Genomic DNA, 15,988 nt, shown 5'->3' with positions numbered 1-15,988 from the left:
CGGATGACGCGGCGCCGGGATCGAGGACCCAGCATGCGCCGCCCTGTTTGCCTCTCGCCGAAGCCCATGCACCATCCGGCGCCGCGCCCATGAACGCGCTGTCGCCACGACCGCTGCGGGCGGAGGCCTCCTCCGCAACACTGGCGTCGCTGCGCCGGATCTTGCCGGCGCTTGAAGCTGAGGCGGCGTCGTTGGATGTGGACGGCGCCTTTCCGGAAGCAGGGCTGGCCCTGCTGCGCGACCATGGCCTGCTCGCCGCGCCGCTGCCGCCGGCGCTGGGCGGCCTGGGATGGGGCACGACGCCGGAAGGTGCCATTCCGCTCTGCACCGCGCTGCGGCTGATCGGCCGCGCGAGCCTGCCGCTGGGGCGGGTCTTCGAGGGGCATGTGAACGCGCTGCGGCTGGTGCTGCGGCATGGCGATCTGGCCCAGGCCACCGCGAAGGATGCGCAGGAGGGCCGGCTTTTCGGCGTCTGGAACACCGATGGCTTCGGCGCGCCGCCGCTCGGCTTTGCCGAGGGCACGCTGCAAGGCGGCAAGGTGCTGTGTTCCGGCGCCGGATGGGTGGAACGCGCCCTGGTGACGGCGCGGCGGACGCCGGAGGCCGCGCCACAGATGCTGCTGGTGCCGCTGCGGGCCGGGGAGGGGGCGGATCTCTCCCCCTGGACGGCGCAGGGCATGCGCGCTTCCGCCACCGGCAGCATGGCGCTGACCGGCCTGCCGGCGACACCGATCGGCCAGCCGGGCGATTATCTGCGCCAGCCGGATTTCTCCGCCGGCGCCTGGCGCTTCGCCGCCGTGCAATGCGGCGGGGTGGAGGCTGTGCTGGGACTGCTGCGGGCGCATCTCGCGAAGACCGGGCGCGGTGGCGATCCGCATCAGGCGGCGCGGCTCGGCCAGGCGGCGATCGCGACGGAGACGGCCCGGCTTTGGGTGGAATCGGCCGCGGCGCGGGCGGAGGCTGCGGTGCCGGCGACCGAGACAGTGGCCTATGTGAACCTGACACGCCTGGCGGTGGAGCGCGCGGCGCTGGATGTGCTGGAACTCGCCCAGCGCTCCGTCGGCCTCGCCGCTTTCATTAGGCCGAATCCGCTGGAGCGCGTCGCCCGCGACCTCGCCACCTATCTGCGCCAACCGGCGCCCGACCGCGCCCTGGGCGAGGCCGCGGCCACGGTGCTGGGCGCGGCGGCGGAGCCGGGCGAGCTGTGGTGCTGAGCGCCGGCGATTGGCTACGCGCCGCTGAACGCGACCTGCCGCATGGCACGTCCCTGACGCCGCTGCTGGGGACGGAGGGTGCGGCGATGGTGCTGGCGCCGCATCCGGATGATGAAAGCCTGGGCTGCGGTGGGCTGCTGGCGGCCTGTGCCGGCGAGAAGCGGCAGGCGAGCGTGGTGGTGGTCAGCGACGGCGCTGGCTCCCATCCCTTCTCCCGCGAATGGCCGCCCGAACGGATGGCGGCGCTGCGCCAGGCGGAAACCCGCATGGCGGCCGTGCTGCTGGGACTGGATGCGGCGAAGCTGCATTTCCTGGGCCTGCCGGATCGCGCCGTGCCGAGGCGGGGCGCGGATTTCGCGGCGGCGTTGGATCGCCTGGTGCTTCTGGCGCCGAAGCCGCCGCTGACCCTGTTCGCCGCCTGGCGGCATGACCCGCATGGCGACCACGCCGCGACCTTCGTGCTGGCGCAGGCACTGCATCGACGACTCGGCGCGGGCGTGCGGCTGCTGGAATATCCGGTCTGGGGCATGGCGCATGCCCATCCCATCCCCGGTTTCCCACTGCCGCCGGCGCCGCGCCTCGCCAGCCCGCCGCGCGGCTACCGCCTGGAGATCGGCGCTTGGCTCGGCCTCAAGCGGCGCGCCGTGGCGGCGCACCGATCCCAACTTGGCCATGTGGTGCGGGACGATCCCGGCGGCTTCGTGCTGCCGCAGGCGGCGCTCGACCTGGCCTTTCGCGATGAGGAGCTGTTCCTGGAGGCGCCAACCCGATGAGTCGTCCAAGCCTGCCGCCTGAATATTTCGAGGCCCTGTACCGTGCCGATCCCGACCCCTGGAAGTTCGCCGAAAGCGATTACGAGCGGGACAAATACGCGGCGACCCTCGCTGCCCTGCCAAGCGAGCACTATGCAAGCGCCTTCGAGGTCGGCTGTTCCATCGGCGTGCTGACCGCCGCGCTGGCGCCGCGCTGCGAGGCCTTGTTGGCGGTGGATGCGGCGGCGACGCCCCTGTCCGATGCGCGCCGACGCTGCGCGGCGCTGCCGCAGGTGACATTGCGCCGCGCCGTGCTGCCGGCGGAATGGCCGGAGCAGGCGCGCTTCGACCTGATCCTGCTGTCGGAGGTGCTGTACTATCTCAGCCCGACCGATCTGCGCTGCCTGGCGGCGCAGGCGGCGGCGAGCCTGGCGCCGGGCGGCGACATCCTGCTGGTGCATTGGATCGGGGAGACCGACTATCCCCTGACCGGCGACGCCGCGACCGGCATCTTCTGCACAGCCTTGGCGCCGGCCGTGGTGATCACGCAGCAATCCCGAACGGATCGGTATCGCCTGGACCTGCTGCGCGCCCGCTGAGGAGGCGTCTTCCGCTGCGTAGCACCGCCAGGATGGACTGGGCGCGAGCCGTCTCGGCCGGCAGTTCGGCCACAAGCAGACTGCGCCGCCGCAAGGGCTCAGCGGCGGCCTGCAAGGCTTCCCAGGCCGGGGCGAAACGCGGCTGCGCGGCCAGGGTGGTTAGCGCCGTCACTTCCAGCCCCAGCATGCGGGCGAGACGCGCAGGGTCGCCGGGGCGTGGATGGCCTTGATGCAGCCGTCGCAGCGCCTGGCGGCAGCGCAGCCGGAACAGTGCCGCCAAGGCAGGCTCCAGCCGGTCATCGACCGGCGCTTCCGGCCGCGCCAGCCGGTCGCGCAGGGTATCGGCCATGCCACCCGCCGCCCGGCCTGTCAGGCGGCAGGAGACGATGACGCGCGCGGCCGGGCAATGCCGCACCCGCAGCCCGGTGCGTTGCAGCGCCGCGAACAGCGCCCGGTCTTCCCCCACTGGCACCGGCGGCAACCCCCCCACGGCGCGATAAGCCGCGAGGCGCAAGGCGATGGAGGCGCCGGAATGCACCGCGTGGCGTGGCCAGGGATCGTGCGGATCGGCTTCCACGAGGGCTGCCATTTCCTCCAGCAGCGCGGCATAGGCGGCTTCTTCGGCCTCCCGCTGCTGTAGCGCCGCGGGCAGCAAGGCGGCTTCCGCCGGGTCGGGGGCGTAGGTGCCGGCCACGGCATCGGCGCCCGCGGCGAAGGCCGCGAGGTTGGCGGCGATCCAGCCCGGCTCGGCACGGCCATCGGCGTCGGTGCTGAACAGCAGGGCCTGTTCCGCTGGCGCGTCGCCAAACAGCGCGGCGCCAGCTTCCATCGCGGCGCGGCGGGCGCCACCGGCATGGGAACGCCCGGGCGGCAGGCGGCATTCCACCACCTCCAGCCGATAGGGCAGCTCGCGTGCCAGGGCGCGTGCCCGCTCGGCCGTGTCGTCGCGGCAGTTATTCGCCAGGACCAGCACCGCGAACTCACCTGGCGCCACACCTTGCTGTTGCGCCAGCGCCGTCAGGCAGGCGGGCAGCCTTGCGGCCTCGTCCCGGGCCGGGATGGCGACGACGAGGCGCGGGGCGGGACGGGGTGGCATCGACATGGGGTGCGGCGCCAACGCCCTTCTGGGGCGATCGTTCCCGAAGGGGGAAGCTGCCCAATTCGACATCGGAGCTTAACCAAACCGCTACAAGCCGTGACATGGATCGGCCCGACTGTGCGCGCCTCGCAAGATGGGGTGCCATTTGAATGTCCGACTTCGTGCAGTTTGGAACAACCTCCAGCCTGGGACTGCCGGCGCTTGCCGGCGGCGAGTCGGGCATTCTGAAATTCACCGCCTTCACGGTGGATCAGGCGCTGCTGCTGCTGCCGAATACCGGCGATGCCGATGGCATGCTGACCGAATGGACATTGGCACTCGACATCTTCCTGCCGACGCCGATCGGCGCCTTCACCGCGCTGCTGCAGACCGATACCAGCAATGCCAGCGATGGCGAGCTGTTCATCCGCGCCAGCAGCGCGACCAGCGGCGGCCTCGGCATCTCCAGCGTCTATGACGGGGACTTCACCTTCAACGCCTGGCACCGCGTTGTGGTCACGGCGGAGGCGACGCCGGGCGGCATCGTGCTCGACAAGTATATCGACGGCGTCTCGGTGGGCAGCCAGACCCTGTCCGGCACACGCTGGAACCTCAGCGATGAGGGCGGCGCGCTGCTGCTGTCCGATGAGGATGGCGAGACCAATGCCGGCGCGATCTCCTCCGTCATGGTGGCGGAGCGGGCGTTGACGGCGGATGAGGTTGCGGCGCTGGGCGGGGCGGATGCGGATGGCATCGCCGCCACGCCGGTTTCAGCCGGCGCCACGCAGTTCGACTTCGAGGAGGGCGACTTCGCGGCGAGCTATGGCGAGGGCAGCCTGGCCGCGCCGGGCGACGCGGACCCGCCGCCGGCGCCGGACCTGCAGGTGGTGAACCGCATCAGCGACGTGATGAAGACGCCGGGCTCGACCGTGACCATCGACCTGTCGGAGGTCTTCAACCGCGACGACATCACTTTCACCATCGGCAATGACGATGACAGCGTGGTCACCGGCGCGGTGCTGGATGGCGAGACGCTGACGCTCGATCTCGGTGCGCTCGGCCACGCCGATCTGCGCGTGACCGCCACGGATTCGGAAGGCAACGTCGCGGCCGACAACTTCCGCGTCCGCGTCGCTGGCCCTAACGCCTATACCATCGCGGTGCTGCCGGACACGCAGGACTATTCGGATGCGAGCCTGACCAACGGCACGCCGCAGATGTTCATGAACATGACGAGCTGGCTGGTCGATAACAAGGACAGCCACAACATCAACTTCGTCGCCCATGTCGGCGACATCACGCAGAACAACCTGGCGACCGAATGGGCCGTGGTGAATGCGGCGTTGTCGCAGCTCGACGGCATCATTCCCTACTCGGTCCTGCCGGGCAATCACGACCAGGGTCCGGGCGGCAGCGCCAGCGATCATACATCCGGACTCGATATCTACTTCTCGCCGGAACGTCAGGCGGCTTCGAACCCCGGCACCTTCGGCGGCGTCTATGACCGCGAGCCGGATCGCGCGGTGAACAACTACAACACCTTCACCGCGACGGACGGGACCAAGTGGCTGGTGCTGTCGATGGAGTTCGGCCCCCGCGACGACGTTATCCGCTGGGCGGGCGAAGTGCTGGACGCGCATCTCGATCACCGCGTCATCATCGTCTCCCACTCCCTCACCGACTATGCCGGCCGCCACGACCCGGCCGGCGGTCCGCTCTATGACGAGGGCGCGGGCTACGACTACGGCATCGGCCGCGACCCCGAAGGCGCGAATGACGGTGAGACGGTGTATCGCGAGCTTCTGGCGAAATACCCGAACATCGCCTTCACCTTCTCCGGCCATATCTTCGGCGACGGCGCGGAAACCAATGTCAGCTACAGCCAGCACGGCAACGCCATCATCGAAAGCCTGGTGAACTACCAGAACGGCATCGCCCGCGAGATCACCGGCAACGGCAATGAGGCGCTGGGCGGCAATGGTGGCAATGGCGCCATGCGCCTGGTCGTGATTGACCCGGACAACGACCGCATCTCCACCGAGACCTACTTCACCGAATTCGACGACTACCTCGATGGCTATCGCACCAAGGAGGAGCTTGATCGCGATGGTCTGACCGGCACGTATCGCGGGCATGAGGAGGTGTTCACCGACATCGATGTCGGCACGCCGGACCTCCGCGCCCAGGCCAGGGCGGGTGACGACCTGTTCCTTTCCGTGTCGAACCTGCGCGGCATCGCCAATGTCACGCTGGATGGCAGCCGCACGCTGGACCCGGCGAGCGATATCGTTTCCCACATCTGGTACGATGCCGAGGGCAATGCCATCGCGCGCGGCGAAGTGGCGGAGATCCAACTCGGCGCCGGCCGCCACCATCTGACGTTGGCCGTCACCGACGCCGAAGGCCGCGTCACCACCGACCAGAAACTCGTCCTGGTCGCCGGCCCCGGCAATATGCTGACCGAGAACTTCAACGATGGGAGCCTCGCGGGCTGGGATCGCCCCGGCGCCTCCGCCACGCTGATCGAGACCGGCACGCCGGAGAGCTTCGGCATCGCGGCGCTGGCTGGCGGTGCCGAGAGCGTCGGCTTCATCCCGAAGCTGGCGCCGAATCAGGGCCTGCTGCTGCAGCCGAATCTGGGCCAGGAAATCGGCACACTGGTGCCCACCTGGTCGCTCATCATGGACATCCTGGTGCCGTCTGGTCAGGGCAACTGGACCGCGCTGATGCAGCTGAATCCGAACAATGTGGATGATGGCGACCTGTTCATCCGCATGGGTGGCGATGGCACAGGCGGCATCGGCATCGGCGGCAACTACCAGGGCAGCTTCGCCTATAACACCTGGCAGCGCGTCGGCTTCACCTTCACGCCGAACGGCACCGATACGCTGCTGATGTCGAAGTACATCGAGGGTGTGAAGGTCGGCGAGCAGACTGTCTCCGCCGCGCGCTTCAGCCTGGATGTCGGCGCCGGCGCCAGCCTGTTCACGGATGAGGATGGCGAGACCTCCAACCTCTACGTCTCCTCTGTGCTCGTCACCGACAAGGTCTATACCGAGACGGAGATGACGGCGCTCGGCGGTGCCAAGGCCGGCGGCATCGCGGCCACGGCGCCCACCGCGCTCTCCGCGCAGTTCGATTTCAACGAGCCGACGCTGGCGCCGACCTACGGCCCCGCCACGCTGAGCTTCGGCCAGACCGGCGAGACGGCCAGCAACTTCCTGGTGAAGGGCACCGTCTTCGCGCCTGGCGAGGCGCAGGCTGGCGAAGCGGCGGCGGAAGGCCGCGTCTTTGAAATGTCGGACAGCGCCGACAACGTGCTGCTGTGGAATGCGGAGGCCGCGCTGGACTGGCACGATTACAGCCTGGCCGCGACCATCCGCTCCACCGACAATGACGGCATCGGCCTGGTCTTCTACTGGCAGGATGAGGACAACCACTACCGCCTGGTGCTGGATGGGGAGACGAATACGCGCAGCCTGATCCGCGTGGCGGAAGGCGTGGAGACGGTGCTGGCGACGGAGATCGGCGGCACGCGCTTCAACGTGGACCAGGAATTGTCCGTCGCCATCAGTGACGGCCGCATCACGGCGATGCTGGACGGCAAGCTGCTGTTCGGTGGCGAGGTGGTGGATGCGACCCCGCTGGATGGCGGCACGATCGGCCTCTATTCCGACAACCAGCGCTCCTCGCAATTCGACAATGTGACGGTGGATGCCTACACGCCGCCGCAGCCGGAAGCCCCGGTGGTTGCGCCGGAAGGCCCGGTGCTGGTGGCCGAGAACTTCTCTGGCGCCGCGATCCCCACCGATTGGGTGATCGTCGATGAGGGCGAGTTGGGCGGGCTCGGCCCGGATGGAAAGCAGTCCGACTGGGCGATCGTGGACGGCAAGCTGGTGCAGCGGTCCGACCTGCAATCGCGGCAGCTCGAATGGGATGGCGCCTCCAACCCGGACAAGTGGCTGAACGGCTGGTCGCCATTGGGTGACGGCGTGAACGTGCTGCGCCTCGGCACCTACGCGCTGTACCAGGGCGCAGGCGCCTCCGAATGGACCGACTATGCCATCGAGGCGAATATCATCACGCCGGACAATGACGGGCTCGGCTTCCTGATCCACTACCAGGACGCCAAGAACTACTACAAGCTGGAGCTGGATGCGGACGGTACCTATGACCGCAACCCGTCCAACGGCGCGGGCCCGCTGTTCAACCTGATCCGCATGCGCGACGGGATCGAGGAGATCCTGGCCCAGGTGCCGCAGCGCTACACGCCGGGCGAGACTTTCCATCTGCGCTTCGAGATCGTCGACCAGAAAATGAGCGCCTTCATCAATGGCGAGGAGATTTTCGCCTATGCCGTCGAGGACCGTTCGCTGACGCAGGGCACGGTCGGCCTCTATTCCTGGGGCAATGCGGGCCTCGCCTTTGACGATGTGAAGGTGACCTCGCTGGTCGATGCGCCGGAGGCTTTCGGCGCGCCGGAATTCACCATCACCACGGGCGGCACCACCACCACCCAGATGGCGGTGGAGCATGACGGGCGGCGCGACATGTTGGTCTATGAGGTGGCCGGCACCAACCAGGACGACACTATCGTGGCGACCGGTTCCAATGACGTGGTGATCGGCCGCGGCGGCAACGATGTGCTGGACGGCGCGGGCGGCCATGATGCGCTGATCGGCGGCGGCGGTGCGGATACGCTGCGGGGCGGTGAGGGCAATGACACGCTGAATGGCAGCGCCGGTGCCGACAGCATGGAAGGCGGCTTCGGCGACGACATCTACATGGTCGAAAATGCCGGCGATGTGGTGATGGAACTGGCCGGGCAGGGGCGTGACCGCGTCAATGCCTCGGTGAGCTTCACGCTCTCCGACAATGTGGAGGAATTGCTGCTGACGGTCTCCGGTCTGACGGGCACCGGCAGCGCGACAAGCAACCGGTTGATCGGCTCGGCCGGCGGCGACGTGCTGCGCGGCATGGGCGGCAACGACGTGCTGCAAGGCCTGGGCGGCAACGACACGCTGGAAGGTGGCGCCGGTCGCGACCGCCTGCTGGGTGGCGCGGGCGCCGACATTTTCCGCTTCGGCCTGGCTTCGGAAGCAGGCGACCGCATCGAGGATTTTTCCGCCGCCGATACGGTTGAAATCTCGGCTGCGGGCTTCGGTGGCGGGCTTGTCGCCGGTATGGATCTGCTGGCCGCGGGTCGCTACGTCGAGAACACGACCGGCCGGGCGGACAGCGCCTTCGGCCAGTTCGTCTTCGAGACCGACGCCAACCGCCTCTGGTGGGATGCGGACGGTACCGGCACCGGTGCCCGCCAGATCGTGACGGATTTCGTCAACGCCACCGGCTGGACCGGCAGCGAGATCGTCATCATCGCCTGATGCGGATGGGGCGCTTCGCCCCGCCGATTGCGAATACGCCCTCTCCATCCAAAGCGGGTTGAACGTACTGCGTTCAACCCGGCCGGGGGTGGCTGCAACAGAGGTTCGGGACAGCCCTCGGCCTTGAAGATCTTGGGCGCATCAACCTATCCTCGCGGTGCCAAAGCCGGAGGTTCCCATGGCGGTTCTTTCGCCACGAGGGTTGTTCGAGACGCACCTGAACGTCCGCGACCTCGACCGATCGGTGGCCTTCTTCTTCCGCCACGTCGTCGGCCTTGAACCCGCCCATGTCGTTGAGCACCGAGCGGCGGCCTTCCTCTGGATCGGTGGCCGCGGTCACGCAATGCTCGGCCTCTGGGCGGGGTCGAGTTCGCCCAACGCCATGAAGCTCCACATCGCCTTCGCACTGCCTTTGGAGGAGGTCCTCGCCGCGCCCGCCCGGCTGCGCGCCGCAGGGGTGGAGCCTTTGGACTTCTTCGCGCAGCCCACCCAGGAATCGACCGTCCTCACCTGGATGCCGGCCGCCTCAGTCTACTTCCGCGACCCGGATGGCCACAGCATCGAAGTGCTAGCCATGCTCGACGAGGCCCCCCGACCCGAACTGGGCAACATTCCCTGGAGCGAGTGGCGACGACAGGATGGGTTGCCCGCGCCGTAAGTCTCTGGTCTTCCTTGGCGAAGTTGCCTGCCCTTGAAGGCCGCGTCAGGCCACCGCCCCCTTGATGAAGTCGGCGCCACGCTCCGCGATCATCAGCGTGGTCGCATAGGTATTGGCGGAGGTCATACTGGGCATGATGGAGGCATCCACCACCCGCAGCCCCTGCATGCCATGCACCCGCAGCCGGTCATCCACCACGGCGGAGGGGTCCGTCTCTGGCCCCATCCGTGCCGTGCCGATCAGGTGATAGGTGGTGCTGCCGTTCTTCTTGGCGAAGTCCAGCAGTTCGTCATCGCTTTGCACGTCCGGGCCGGGCAGGGTCTCCGCTTCCAGGTACTGCGACAGTTCCGGCGTGCCGAGCATGCGCCGCAGCAGGCGCATGCCGCCGAGATGCACGCGGATGTCCATCGGATCGGAGAGGTAGTTCGGATTGATCTCCGGATCCTCGAAGACATTCGCGCTGCGCGCCTTCACCCAGCCGGTGCTTTCGGGGCGGTGCTGCCAGGCGCCGGCGGTGACGCCGGGATAGTCGTCCAGCACATAGACCTTGCCCTCGGCATAGCTGCCAGGGGTGAAGACGCACTGCAGATCGGGCTGGTCGAGGCCCGCAAAGCTCTTCCAGAAGACATGCACATGCGACGGCGTGGTGGCCAGGATGCTGGGCCGCCCGGTGGCCCAGCGGGCGATCTGCGCGCCCAGGCTGGCGCCACGCGCCAATTGGTTCAGCGTCTGCACGCCGGGCCTGGCGCGCATCACGAAGCGGCTGGCGTAATGGTCGCGGAAATTGGAGCCGACGCCGCGCAGTTCATGCACCACGGGCACACCCAGCGAGGCCAGCAACGCGGCCGGCCCGACGCCCGAGACCTGCAACAGACGCGCGGTGTTCACCGTGCCGGCGGAGACGATCACCTCTTTCCGCGCCATCACGCGGCGTGGCGGCGCGCCAGGGCTGGCAAGGTATTCGACGCCGACGGCGCGCTTGCCCTCGAACAGGATGCGGCTGGCGCGGGCATTGGTGCGGACGCTGAGGTTGGGCCGCTTCATGGCCGGCTTCAGGAAGGCGACGGCGGCGGAGATGCGCCGGCCCTTATGGATGGTGCGCTGGTAATAGCCGACGCCAGCCTGGTCACCGCTGTTGTAGTCGCGCGTGCGCGGAATCCCGATGCCCTCGCAGCCCTGGATGAAGGCCTCCGACACCTGGTTGATCCAGTCCATGTCGGTGACCGGGATCGCGCCATCCGTGCGGCCGCGCGTGTCGTCGGACAGGCCGATGCGGTTTTCGCTGCGGCGGTAATAGGGCAGGCAATCGGCATAGCCCCAGCCGCGATTGCCACGCTGCGCCCAGCTGTCGAGGTCGGTCGGCTGGCCGCGATTGTAGATCATGCCGTTGACGGAGGAAGACCCGCCGAGGGTGCGCCCCTGCGTCGTGCTGATCCGCCGCCCGCCGGTCATCGGGATGGCCTCAGTCTTGAACTGCCAAGTCACCGCAGGGTTGGCGAGGGTCTTGATGAAGCCGGCGGGGATGTGGATGAAGGGGTTGCGGTCCGGCGGCCCGGCCTCCAGCACGCAGATCGTCACGCCGGGATCGGCGCTCAGCCGGTTGGCGAGGACGGACCCGGCGGCGCCGGATCCGACGATGACATAGTCGAAGCTGTCGCCATCCGGCTTGGCCATGATCGGTCCCCTCAGCCGCGCAGCAGAACCACGGCCTCGATCTCCACCGCGATGCCGCGCGGCAGGCTGCCCATGCCGACGGCGGAACGTGCCGGGCGCCCGGCCTCCCCGAACACCTCCACGAACAGGTCGGTGCAACCATTGATCACTTCCGGCTGATGGCCGAAATCCGGCGTGCCGCGCACCATGCCAAGCACCTTCAGGATGGTGTCCACCCGATCGAGCGAGCCCAGCGCGTTCCGCATGTTGGCCAGCAGGTTGAGTCCGCACAGCCGCGCCGCGGCGTAGCCCTGCTCCACATCCAGCTCGGCGCCGACCACGCCCACCACGGAACTGCCATCCGCCAGTCGCGGCCCGACGCCGGACAGGAACAGCAGCCCGCCACCGATGCGCCAAGGCACGTAGTTGCCCATGGGCTTGGGTGAGGCGGGCAGGACGAGGCCCAGCTCGGTCAGGCGGCTTTCGGCGGACATGGCGGACTCCCCAGGTTGCGCCGCGTATCCTGCCGGTCGGGCGGGCGCTGATCCATCCCCCCCCTTTGCGCTACTCTGCCTGCTTCGCCGGCGCCGGTTCCTTCCAGCGCAGCAGGAACAGGGTGAAGGCGCCGCAGGCCGCCGCGACGAACAGCGGCAGCCCGTGCCGCGTCAGGTCCAGCGACACGCCGGCCAGCGACGGCCCCAGCAAGGCCCCGGCGCCCCAGAGCAGACCCATGGCGGCATAGACGCCCACCAGATCCGTGCCGCGGAAGCGGGCGCCGATGATCGCCAGCATCGTCGTGTACATCCCGACGAAGACCCCGCCCCAGACGAACAGCGCCGGATAGGCGATCCAGGCATGGCCCAGCATGAAGGGCCAGGCCAGCGCGCCAGCGGTGGAGATGCCGCCGAGCCACAGCAGTAGTCGTCGCCGGTCCATCTTGTCGCAGAGCCAGCCGACCGGCAGTTGCAGCAGGATCGCGCCCAGCAGCAGCGTGGTGATGAGCTGCGTGCCCGCCTGCTCCTCCCACCCCAGCCGCATGGCATAGAGCGCCAGGAAGGACAGCCCCGCGGTCTCGACCGCCGCATTCAGCGCGGTGGTGCCCATCGCGACGGGGGCGAGACGCATGAAGCGCAACAGGTTGCTGTGGCCATGCGCGTTCATCGCGGGCCGCAACAGCCCCGGATGCGCCATCAGCAGCAGCGCCAGCAACGTCACCAACGCCCCCACCGCGAAGGGCAGCATGCCGTCAGGCCCCGTGAAGGACAGGATGATCGGACCACCGGCGAAGCCGAGCGACAGCGTCGCCGTATAGGTCGCCATGATCCGGCCGCGCGTGCTGTCGTCGCTCAACTCGCTGGCCCAGCTTTCGGTCAGCACGAACAGGATCTCGGCGCCGACCCCCAGCCCGATGCGCAGCAGGAACCAGACCCAGATCAGTGGCACCAGCGGAAACAGCGGCAGCAGCCCGGCGGTGAGAAGCAGTGCGGACAGGATCAGCGGACGCGCGCCAAACCGCCCGGCCAGGCGCGGCAGGATGGGCGCGACCAGCAGCACGCCGACGGCATGCATCGCCGCGTTCAGGCCGATCATGGTCTCGCCAAGACCCCGGGCGGCGAGGTTCAGGGCGAGCAAAGGTGCGGTGAGGCTGTAGGTCAGGCCAAAGATCGCGGCCGCGCCGATGACGGCGACCAGCGAGAGGCCGCGGGACCTTCCAGGCGCGGGTTCCATGACGGTGTCCAGTTTGGCTTGTGGGAAAGGCGGCCCGCCGCGGCGCGGGAAGGCCCATGGTTGCTGCGGGCCTGGCTGATCCCGCTCGATGAGCGATTCTCGTCTCCTGCAGGCCGGCGCTTAGGTTCTGAATTACGCGAAAAAGGTACCGGCACAGACGCGGCTCGACAAGGAATGTAGCCTGACGTCCGCCAGCATCACGAGCCGCTCTGGAATCGGTAACCGACACCCGCAGGCCGCCGCGTCGACGCTTACGGTATTTCTCGTTCCCCTAGCGGCAGCGGCCAAGGCCCACGCCTGTGCTGAGCGCCACCTACCGCTTGGCCGCATCATCTTGCACCCATGACGCCCCGGCGGTTCATCTGATCCTGGCTGGAACGAGTCCCGTCTGGTGATGCTTATGAAAAGTGGGGCAACGGCAGATTGAATTCTTGGGCAGAAACTACGGCTGCCGATGCAGGTTGCAGCAGCGCATGCCGCCAAACATAAGGAGGCAGTTCATGCCAGTTCAAAAATTTGCCATCGCAGATGCCGCAATGGAGCGCTCACCAGGGCAGGATGGTGACATCTTCGCCGGCAATGTCCTCGACCAGCGCCATGGTGGCCCCGTGACAATCGGCTTCGGGCGCTATGGACCGGGCCAGGTCCTGGAGGAAACCATGGCCGTGCATGACACGATGGTGATTCTCGAAGGCAAGATCACCGTCTCCGATAACCATGGTTCGGTGACGGCGGGCCCGGGGGAGATCATCGCCATGCAGAAGGGTGACAAGGTGACGATCCGTTCTCATGATGATGGTGCCGTGACGGCCTACGTGACCTACCCCCATTGGCAGCAGCCGGACGCTTGATCGCCCAAGGTCGTGGCGTGGCGACAGTGGCTGGAAAGGACATTCGCATGATCGATCTGAACGGCAAGCGCGCATTGGTCACCGGAGGATCGCGGGGAATCGGCGCCGCGATCGCCCTGGCGCTGGCGGAGAACGGCGCCGACGTCGCCTTCACGTATCAGAGTGCCTCCGAGAAAGCTCTCGCGGTGGTCAAGTCGATTGAAGGCGAGGGGCGTCGTGCCGTGTCCATCCAGGCGGACAGCGCCGATCCGGACGCCATCGCACGATCCGTGCGCGAAGCCGTCTCCGCGCTTGGTGGCCTCGATATCCTCGTCAACAGCGCAGCGATCGGCCATATCGGCACGATCGCCGACATGGCCCTGAACGACTATCAGGCCGTGATGGACGTCAATGTGCGGGCGCCGGTGCTGTTCGCGAAGGCCGCTATTCCGCATCTCGGCAAAGGCGGACGCATCATCACCATCGGTTCGTCGTTGGGTGAGCGGGTCCCGTTCCCGGGCATGACGATCTATGCGATGTCCAAGTCGGCGCTCACGTCCTTCACGCGGGGCCTTTCGCGCGAACTCGGCCCGAACGGCATCACCGTCAATCTCGTGCAGCCAGGCGCGACCGATACGGATGCAAACCCGGCGGATGGCCAGTCTGCCGATTTCCAACGAAGCCTGACGTCGCTGGGGCGCTATGCCGTGCCGCGTGAGATCGCGAATGCGGTGGTCTTTCTTGCAAGCCCCGCCGCGAGCATGATCACGGGCGCGACCCTGACCGTCGATGGCGGCGCGATCGCCTGAGCGGCGTTGCTTCTTCGTGAGCAGGCCTAGGCCTGCTCCAATAAGCCTGCGCACGGCGTCGTCGCGGATGCGCGCATCGGCAGAAGCCCTCCTGGATCCCGGCAAGCACGAATATCAGCGCCACCGTTGAGAAGCCTTTCGAGCTGATCCTCGTCCATGGGCCTGGCGAAGAGATAGCCCTGGCCCACCGAGCAGCCCAGCGACTGCATGATCGCGCGCTCCGCCTCCGTCTCGATCCCTTCGGCTACGATGCGGATGTCCAGGGCCGCGCCGAGCCTGACGACACCTTCGACAATGATGCGCTTGGCCACGCTGTGTGCCACGTCGTGCACGAAGCTGCGGTCAATCTTGATCTCGCTGAGCGAAAAGCGCTCCAGGTAGCGAAGGTTGGAATATCCCGTCCCGAAGTCATCGATCGAGATCCCGACGCCGAGGCGCCGCAAGTCTGCGAACACCCTTCGGATCTGGTCCGGGTCAGTGATCATCAGATTTTCGGTGAGCTCGAGGGTCAGCCACTCAGCCCGGCAGCCTGTCTCATTCAGCACCTGCTCAACAAAGGCGACCATGTCGCGCCGCATGAATTCCACGACCGACGCGTTGAAGGAAAAACGGATGGGCGTGCTGCGCCCTCGATTGATCTGCGCCGCTTTCGCCGCGAGCGTGCGCAGACCCCAGCAGCCGATTTCCAGAATTGCGCCGGTTTCCTCTGCGATGCCGATGAAGCGGGCGGGCGACTGAACGCCGAACACGCCGTGGTTCCAACGCATCAACGCTTCCGCCCCGACCAGCTCGCCTGAGCCGAGATCGAACTGAGGCTGATAGTGCAACAGCAATTCGTGATTTGGAATCGCGGTCTGCAATTCGTTGGCTAAGCGGATGCGGTTGCGCGCGTCCCGCTCGTCGGAGGCTGCGAAAGGATGCGGCGCGTGGCTGGGCGTTGCCTTGGATCGCTGCAACGCCGCGCCGGCCTGACGAACGATCTGTAGCGGGTCCATGCGGGCGGGTCCGACGGCAAAGCCGGCGCCGAACTGGACCGCGAGCGATATGCCGGGAAGCACGAAACGCGGCCTCAACAGGTCGAGGACATCGTCGACCAGGCTTGCGGCGCGGCCTTCATGGTTGAGTTCGAATGCGAGTGCAAAGCTGTTGGTGCCTGTGCGGCCAAGCGCAAACGCCGACAGCGTCGTAAGCCGCGCGGCCACCGAACGAAGCAGCGCGTCACCGACATCATAGCCGAAGCCATTATTGACCTCGTGGAACCGAAGAATGTCGAGCTTGACCAG

Annotated in this window: 12 protein-coding genes; 7 read left to right on the top strand and 5 right to left on the bottom strand. The window is 67.6% G+C overall.

Going from position 1 to position 15,988, the window contains the following annotated elements; translation table 11 throughout:
- The first annotated feature begins 89 nt into the window (after positions 1 to 89).
- Genes ACVFYP_RS19785 through ACVFYP_RS19775 form a run of 3 tightly spaced genes read left to right on the top strand, consistent with a single transcriptional unit; the run spans position 90 to position 2,565 of the window.
- Positions 90 to 1,214: an acyl-CoA dehydrogenase family protein gene (locus tag ACVFYP_RS19785; protein ID WP_499201940.1), complete on the top strand. Its 1,125-nt coding sequence runs from the start codon at positions 90 to 92 to the stop codon at positions 1,212 to 1,214.
- A complete protein-coding gene (locus ACVFYP_RS19780; protein ID WP_499201939.1) occupies positions 1,208 to 1,987 on the top strand; it encodes a PIG-L deacetylase family protein in 780 nt (259 codons plus the stop codon). Before ACVFYP_RS19785 ends, ACVFYP_RS19780 begins: the two co-directional genes overlap by 7 nt.
- Positions 1,984 to 2,565 carry an SAM-dependent methyltransferase gene (locus ACVFYP_RS19775; protein ID WP_499201938.1) on the top strand — a complete coding sequence of 194 codons (582 nt, stop codon included), beginning with the start codon at positions 1,984 to 1,986 and terminating at the stop codon, positions 2,563 to 2,565. The genes ACVFYP_RS19780 and ACVFYP_RS19775 overlap by 4 nt, the downstream gene beginning before the upstream one ends.
- On the opposite strand, the gene ACVFYP_RS19770 is transcribed toward ACVFYP_RS19775, so the two are convergent.
- Positions 2,510 to 3,667, bottom strand: coding sequence for a glycosyltransferase (locus ACVFYP_RS19770; RefSeq protein ID WP_499201937.1), 1,158 nt, complete (start codon positions 3,665 to 3,667; stop codon positions 2,510 to 2,512). The two genes, ACVFYP_RS19775 and ACVFYP_RS19770, sit on opposite strands and share 56 nt — an antisense overlap.
- A 146-nt stretch (positions 3,668 to 3,813) precedes the next feature.
- On the opposite strand from ACVFYP_RS19770, the gene ACVFYP_RS19765 reads away from it, so the two are divergent.
- Together ACVFYP_RS19765 and ACVFYP_RS19760 are read left to right on the top strand one after the other, a co-directional pair.
- Positions 3,814 to 9,027 (top strand): LamG-like jellyroll fold domain-containing protein, encoded by a 5,214-nt coding sequence (locus tag ACVFYP_RS19765; protein WP_499201936.1) that lies wholly within the window; start codon positions 3,814 to 3,816, stop codon positions 9,025 to 9,027.
- A gap of 178 nt (positions 9,028 to 9,205) precedes the next feature.
- Positions 9,206 to 9,685: a VOC family protein gene (locus tag ACVFYP_RS19760; protein WP_499201935.1), complete on the top strand. Its 480-nt coding sequence runs from the start codon at positions 9,206 to 9,208 to the stop codon at positions 9,683 to 9,685.
- A gap of 45 nt (positions 9,686 to 9,730) precedes the next feature.
- Here the strand turns inward: ACVFYP_RS19760 and ACVFYP_RS19755 are convergent, their stop codons facing one another.
- The 3 genes from ACVFYP_RS19755 to ACVFYP_RS19745 all read right to left on the bottom strand — a co-directional run bounded on the left by ACVFYP_RS19755 (position 9,731) and on the right by ACVFYP_RS19745 (position 13,066).
- Complete coding sequence (locus ACVFYP_RS19755; RefSeq protein ID WP_499201934.1) at positions 9,731 to 11,359, bottom strand: GMC family oxidoreductase; 1,629 nt, start codon at positions 11,357 to 11,359, stop codon at positions 9,731 to 9,733.
- Between the two features lie 11 nt (positions 11,360 to 11,370).
- The gene (locus ACVFYP_RS19750; protein ID WP_499201933.1) at positions 11,371 to 11,832 is read right to left on the bottom strand and encodes a RidA family protein; all 462 of its coding nucleotides are present in this window, start codon (positions 11,830 to 11,832) and stop codon (positions 11,371 to 11,373) included.
- A 70-nt stretch (positions 11,833 to 11,902) separates the two neighbouring features.
- The gene (locus tag ACVFYP_RS19745) at positions 11,903 to 13,066 is read right to left on the bottom strand and encodes an MFS transporter (RefSeq protein WP_499201932.1); all 1,164 of its coding nucleotides are present in this window, start codon (positions 13,064 to 13,066) and stop codon (positions 11,903 to 11,905) included.
- A gap of 500 nt (positions 13,067 to 13,566) precedes the next feature.
- Here ACVFYP_RS19745 and ACVFYP_RS19740 point away from each other — a divergent pair, with 500 nt between their 5' ends.
- Positions 13,567 to 13,917 (top strand): hypothetical protein, encoded by a 351-nt coding sequence (locus tag ACVFYP_RS19740; protein WP_499201931.1) that lies wholly within the window; start codon positions 13,567 to 13,569, stop codon positions 13,915 to 13,917.
- A gap of 47 nt (positions 13,918 to 13,964) precedes the next feature.
- Positions 13,965 to 14,705 (top strand): SDR family NAD(P)-dependent oxidoreductase, encoded by a 741-nt coding sequence (locus ACVFYP_RS19735; protein WP_499201930.1) that lies wholly within the window; start codon positions 13,965 to 13,967, stop codon positions 14,703 to 14,705.
- A gap of 26 nt (positions 14,706 to 14,731) precedes the next feature.
- Here ACVFYP_RS19735 and ACVFYP_RS19730 read toward each other — a convergent pair.
- On the bottom strand, positions 14,732 to 15,988 hold a 1,257-nt coding region (locus ACVFYP_RS19730; protein WP_499201929.1), incomplete at its 5' end, for a putative bifunctional diguanylate cyclase/phosphodiesterase.

Source organism: Roseomonas sp. F4 (genome assembly GCF_053891155.1).
Note: the sequence above shows the minus strand (reverse complement) of the source record. Positions and strands in the feature narration are given on the sequence as shown.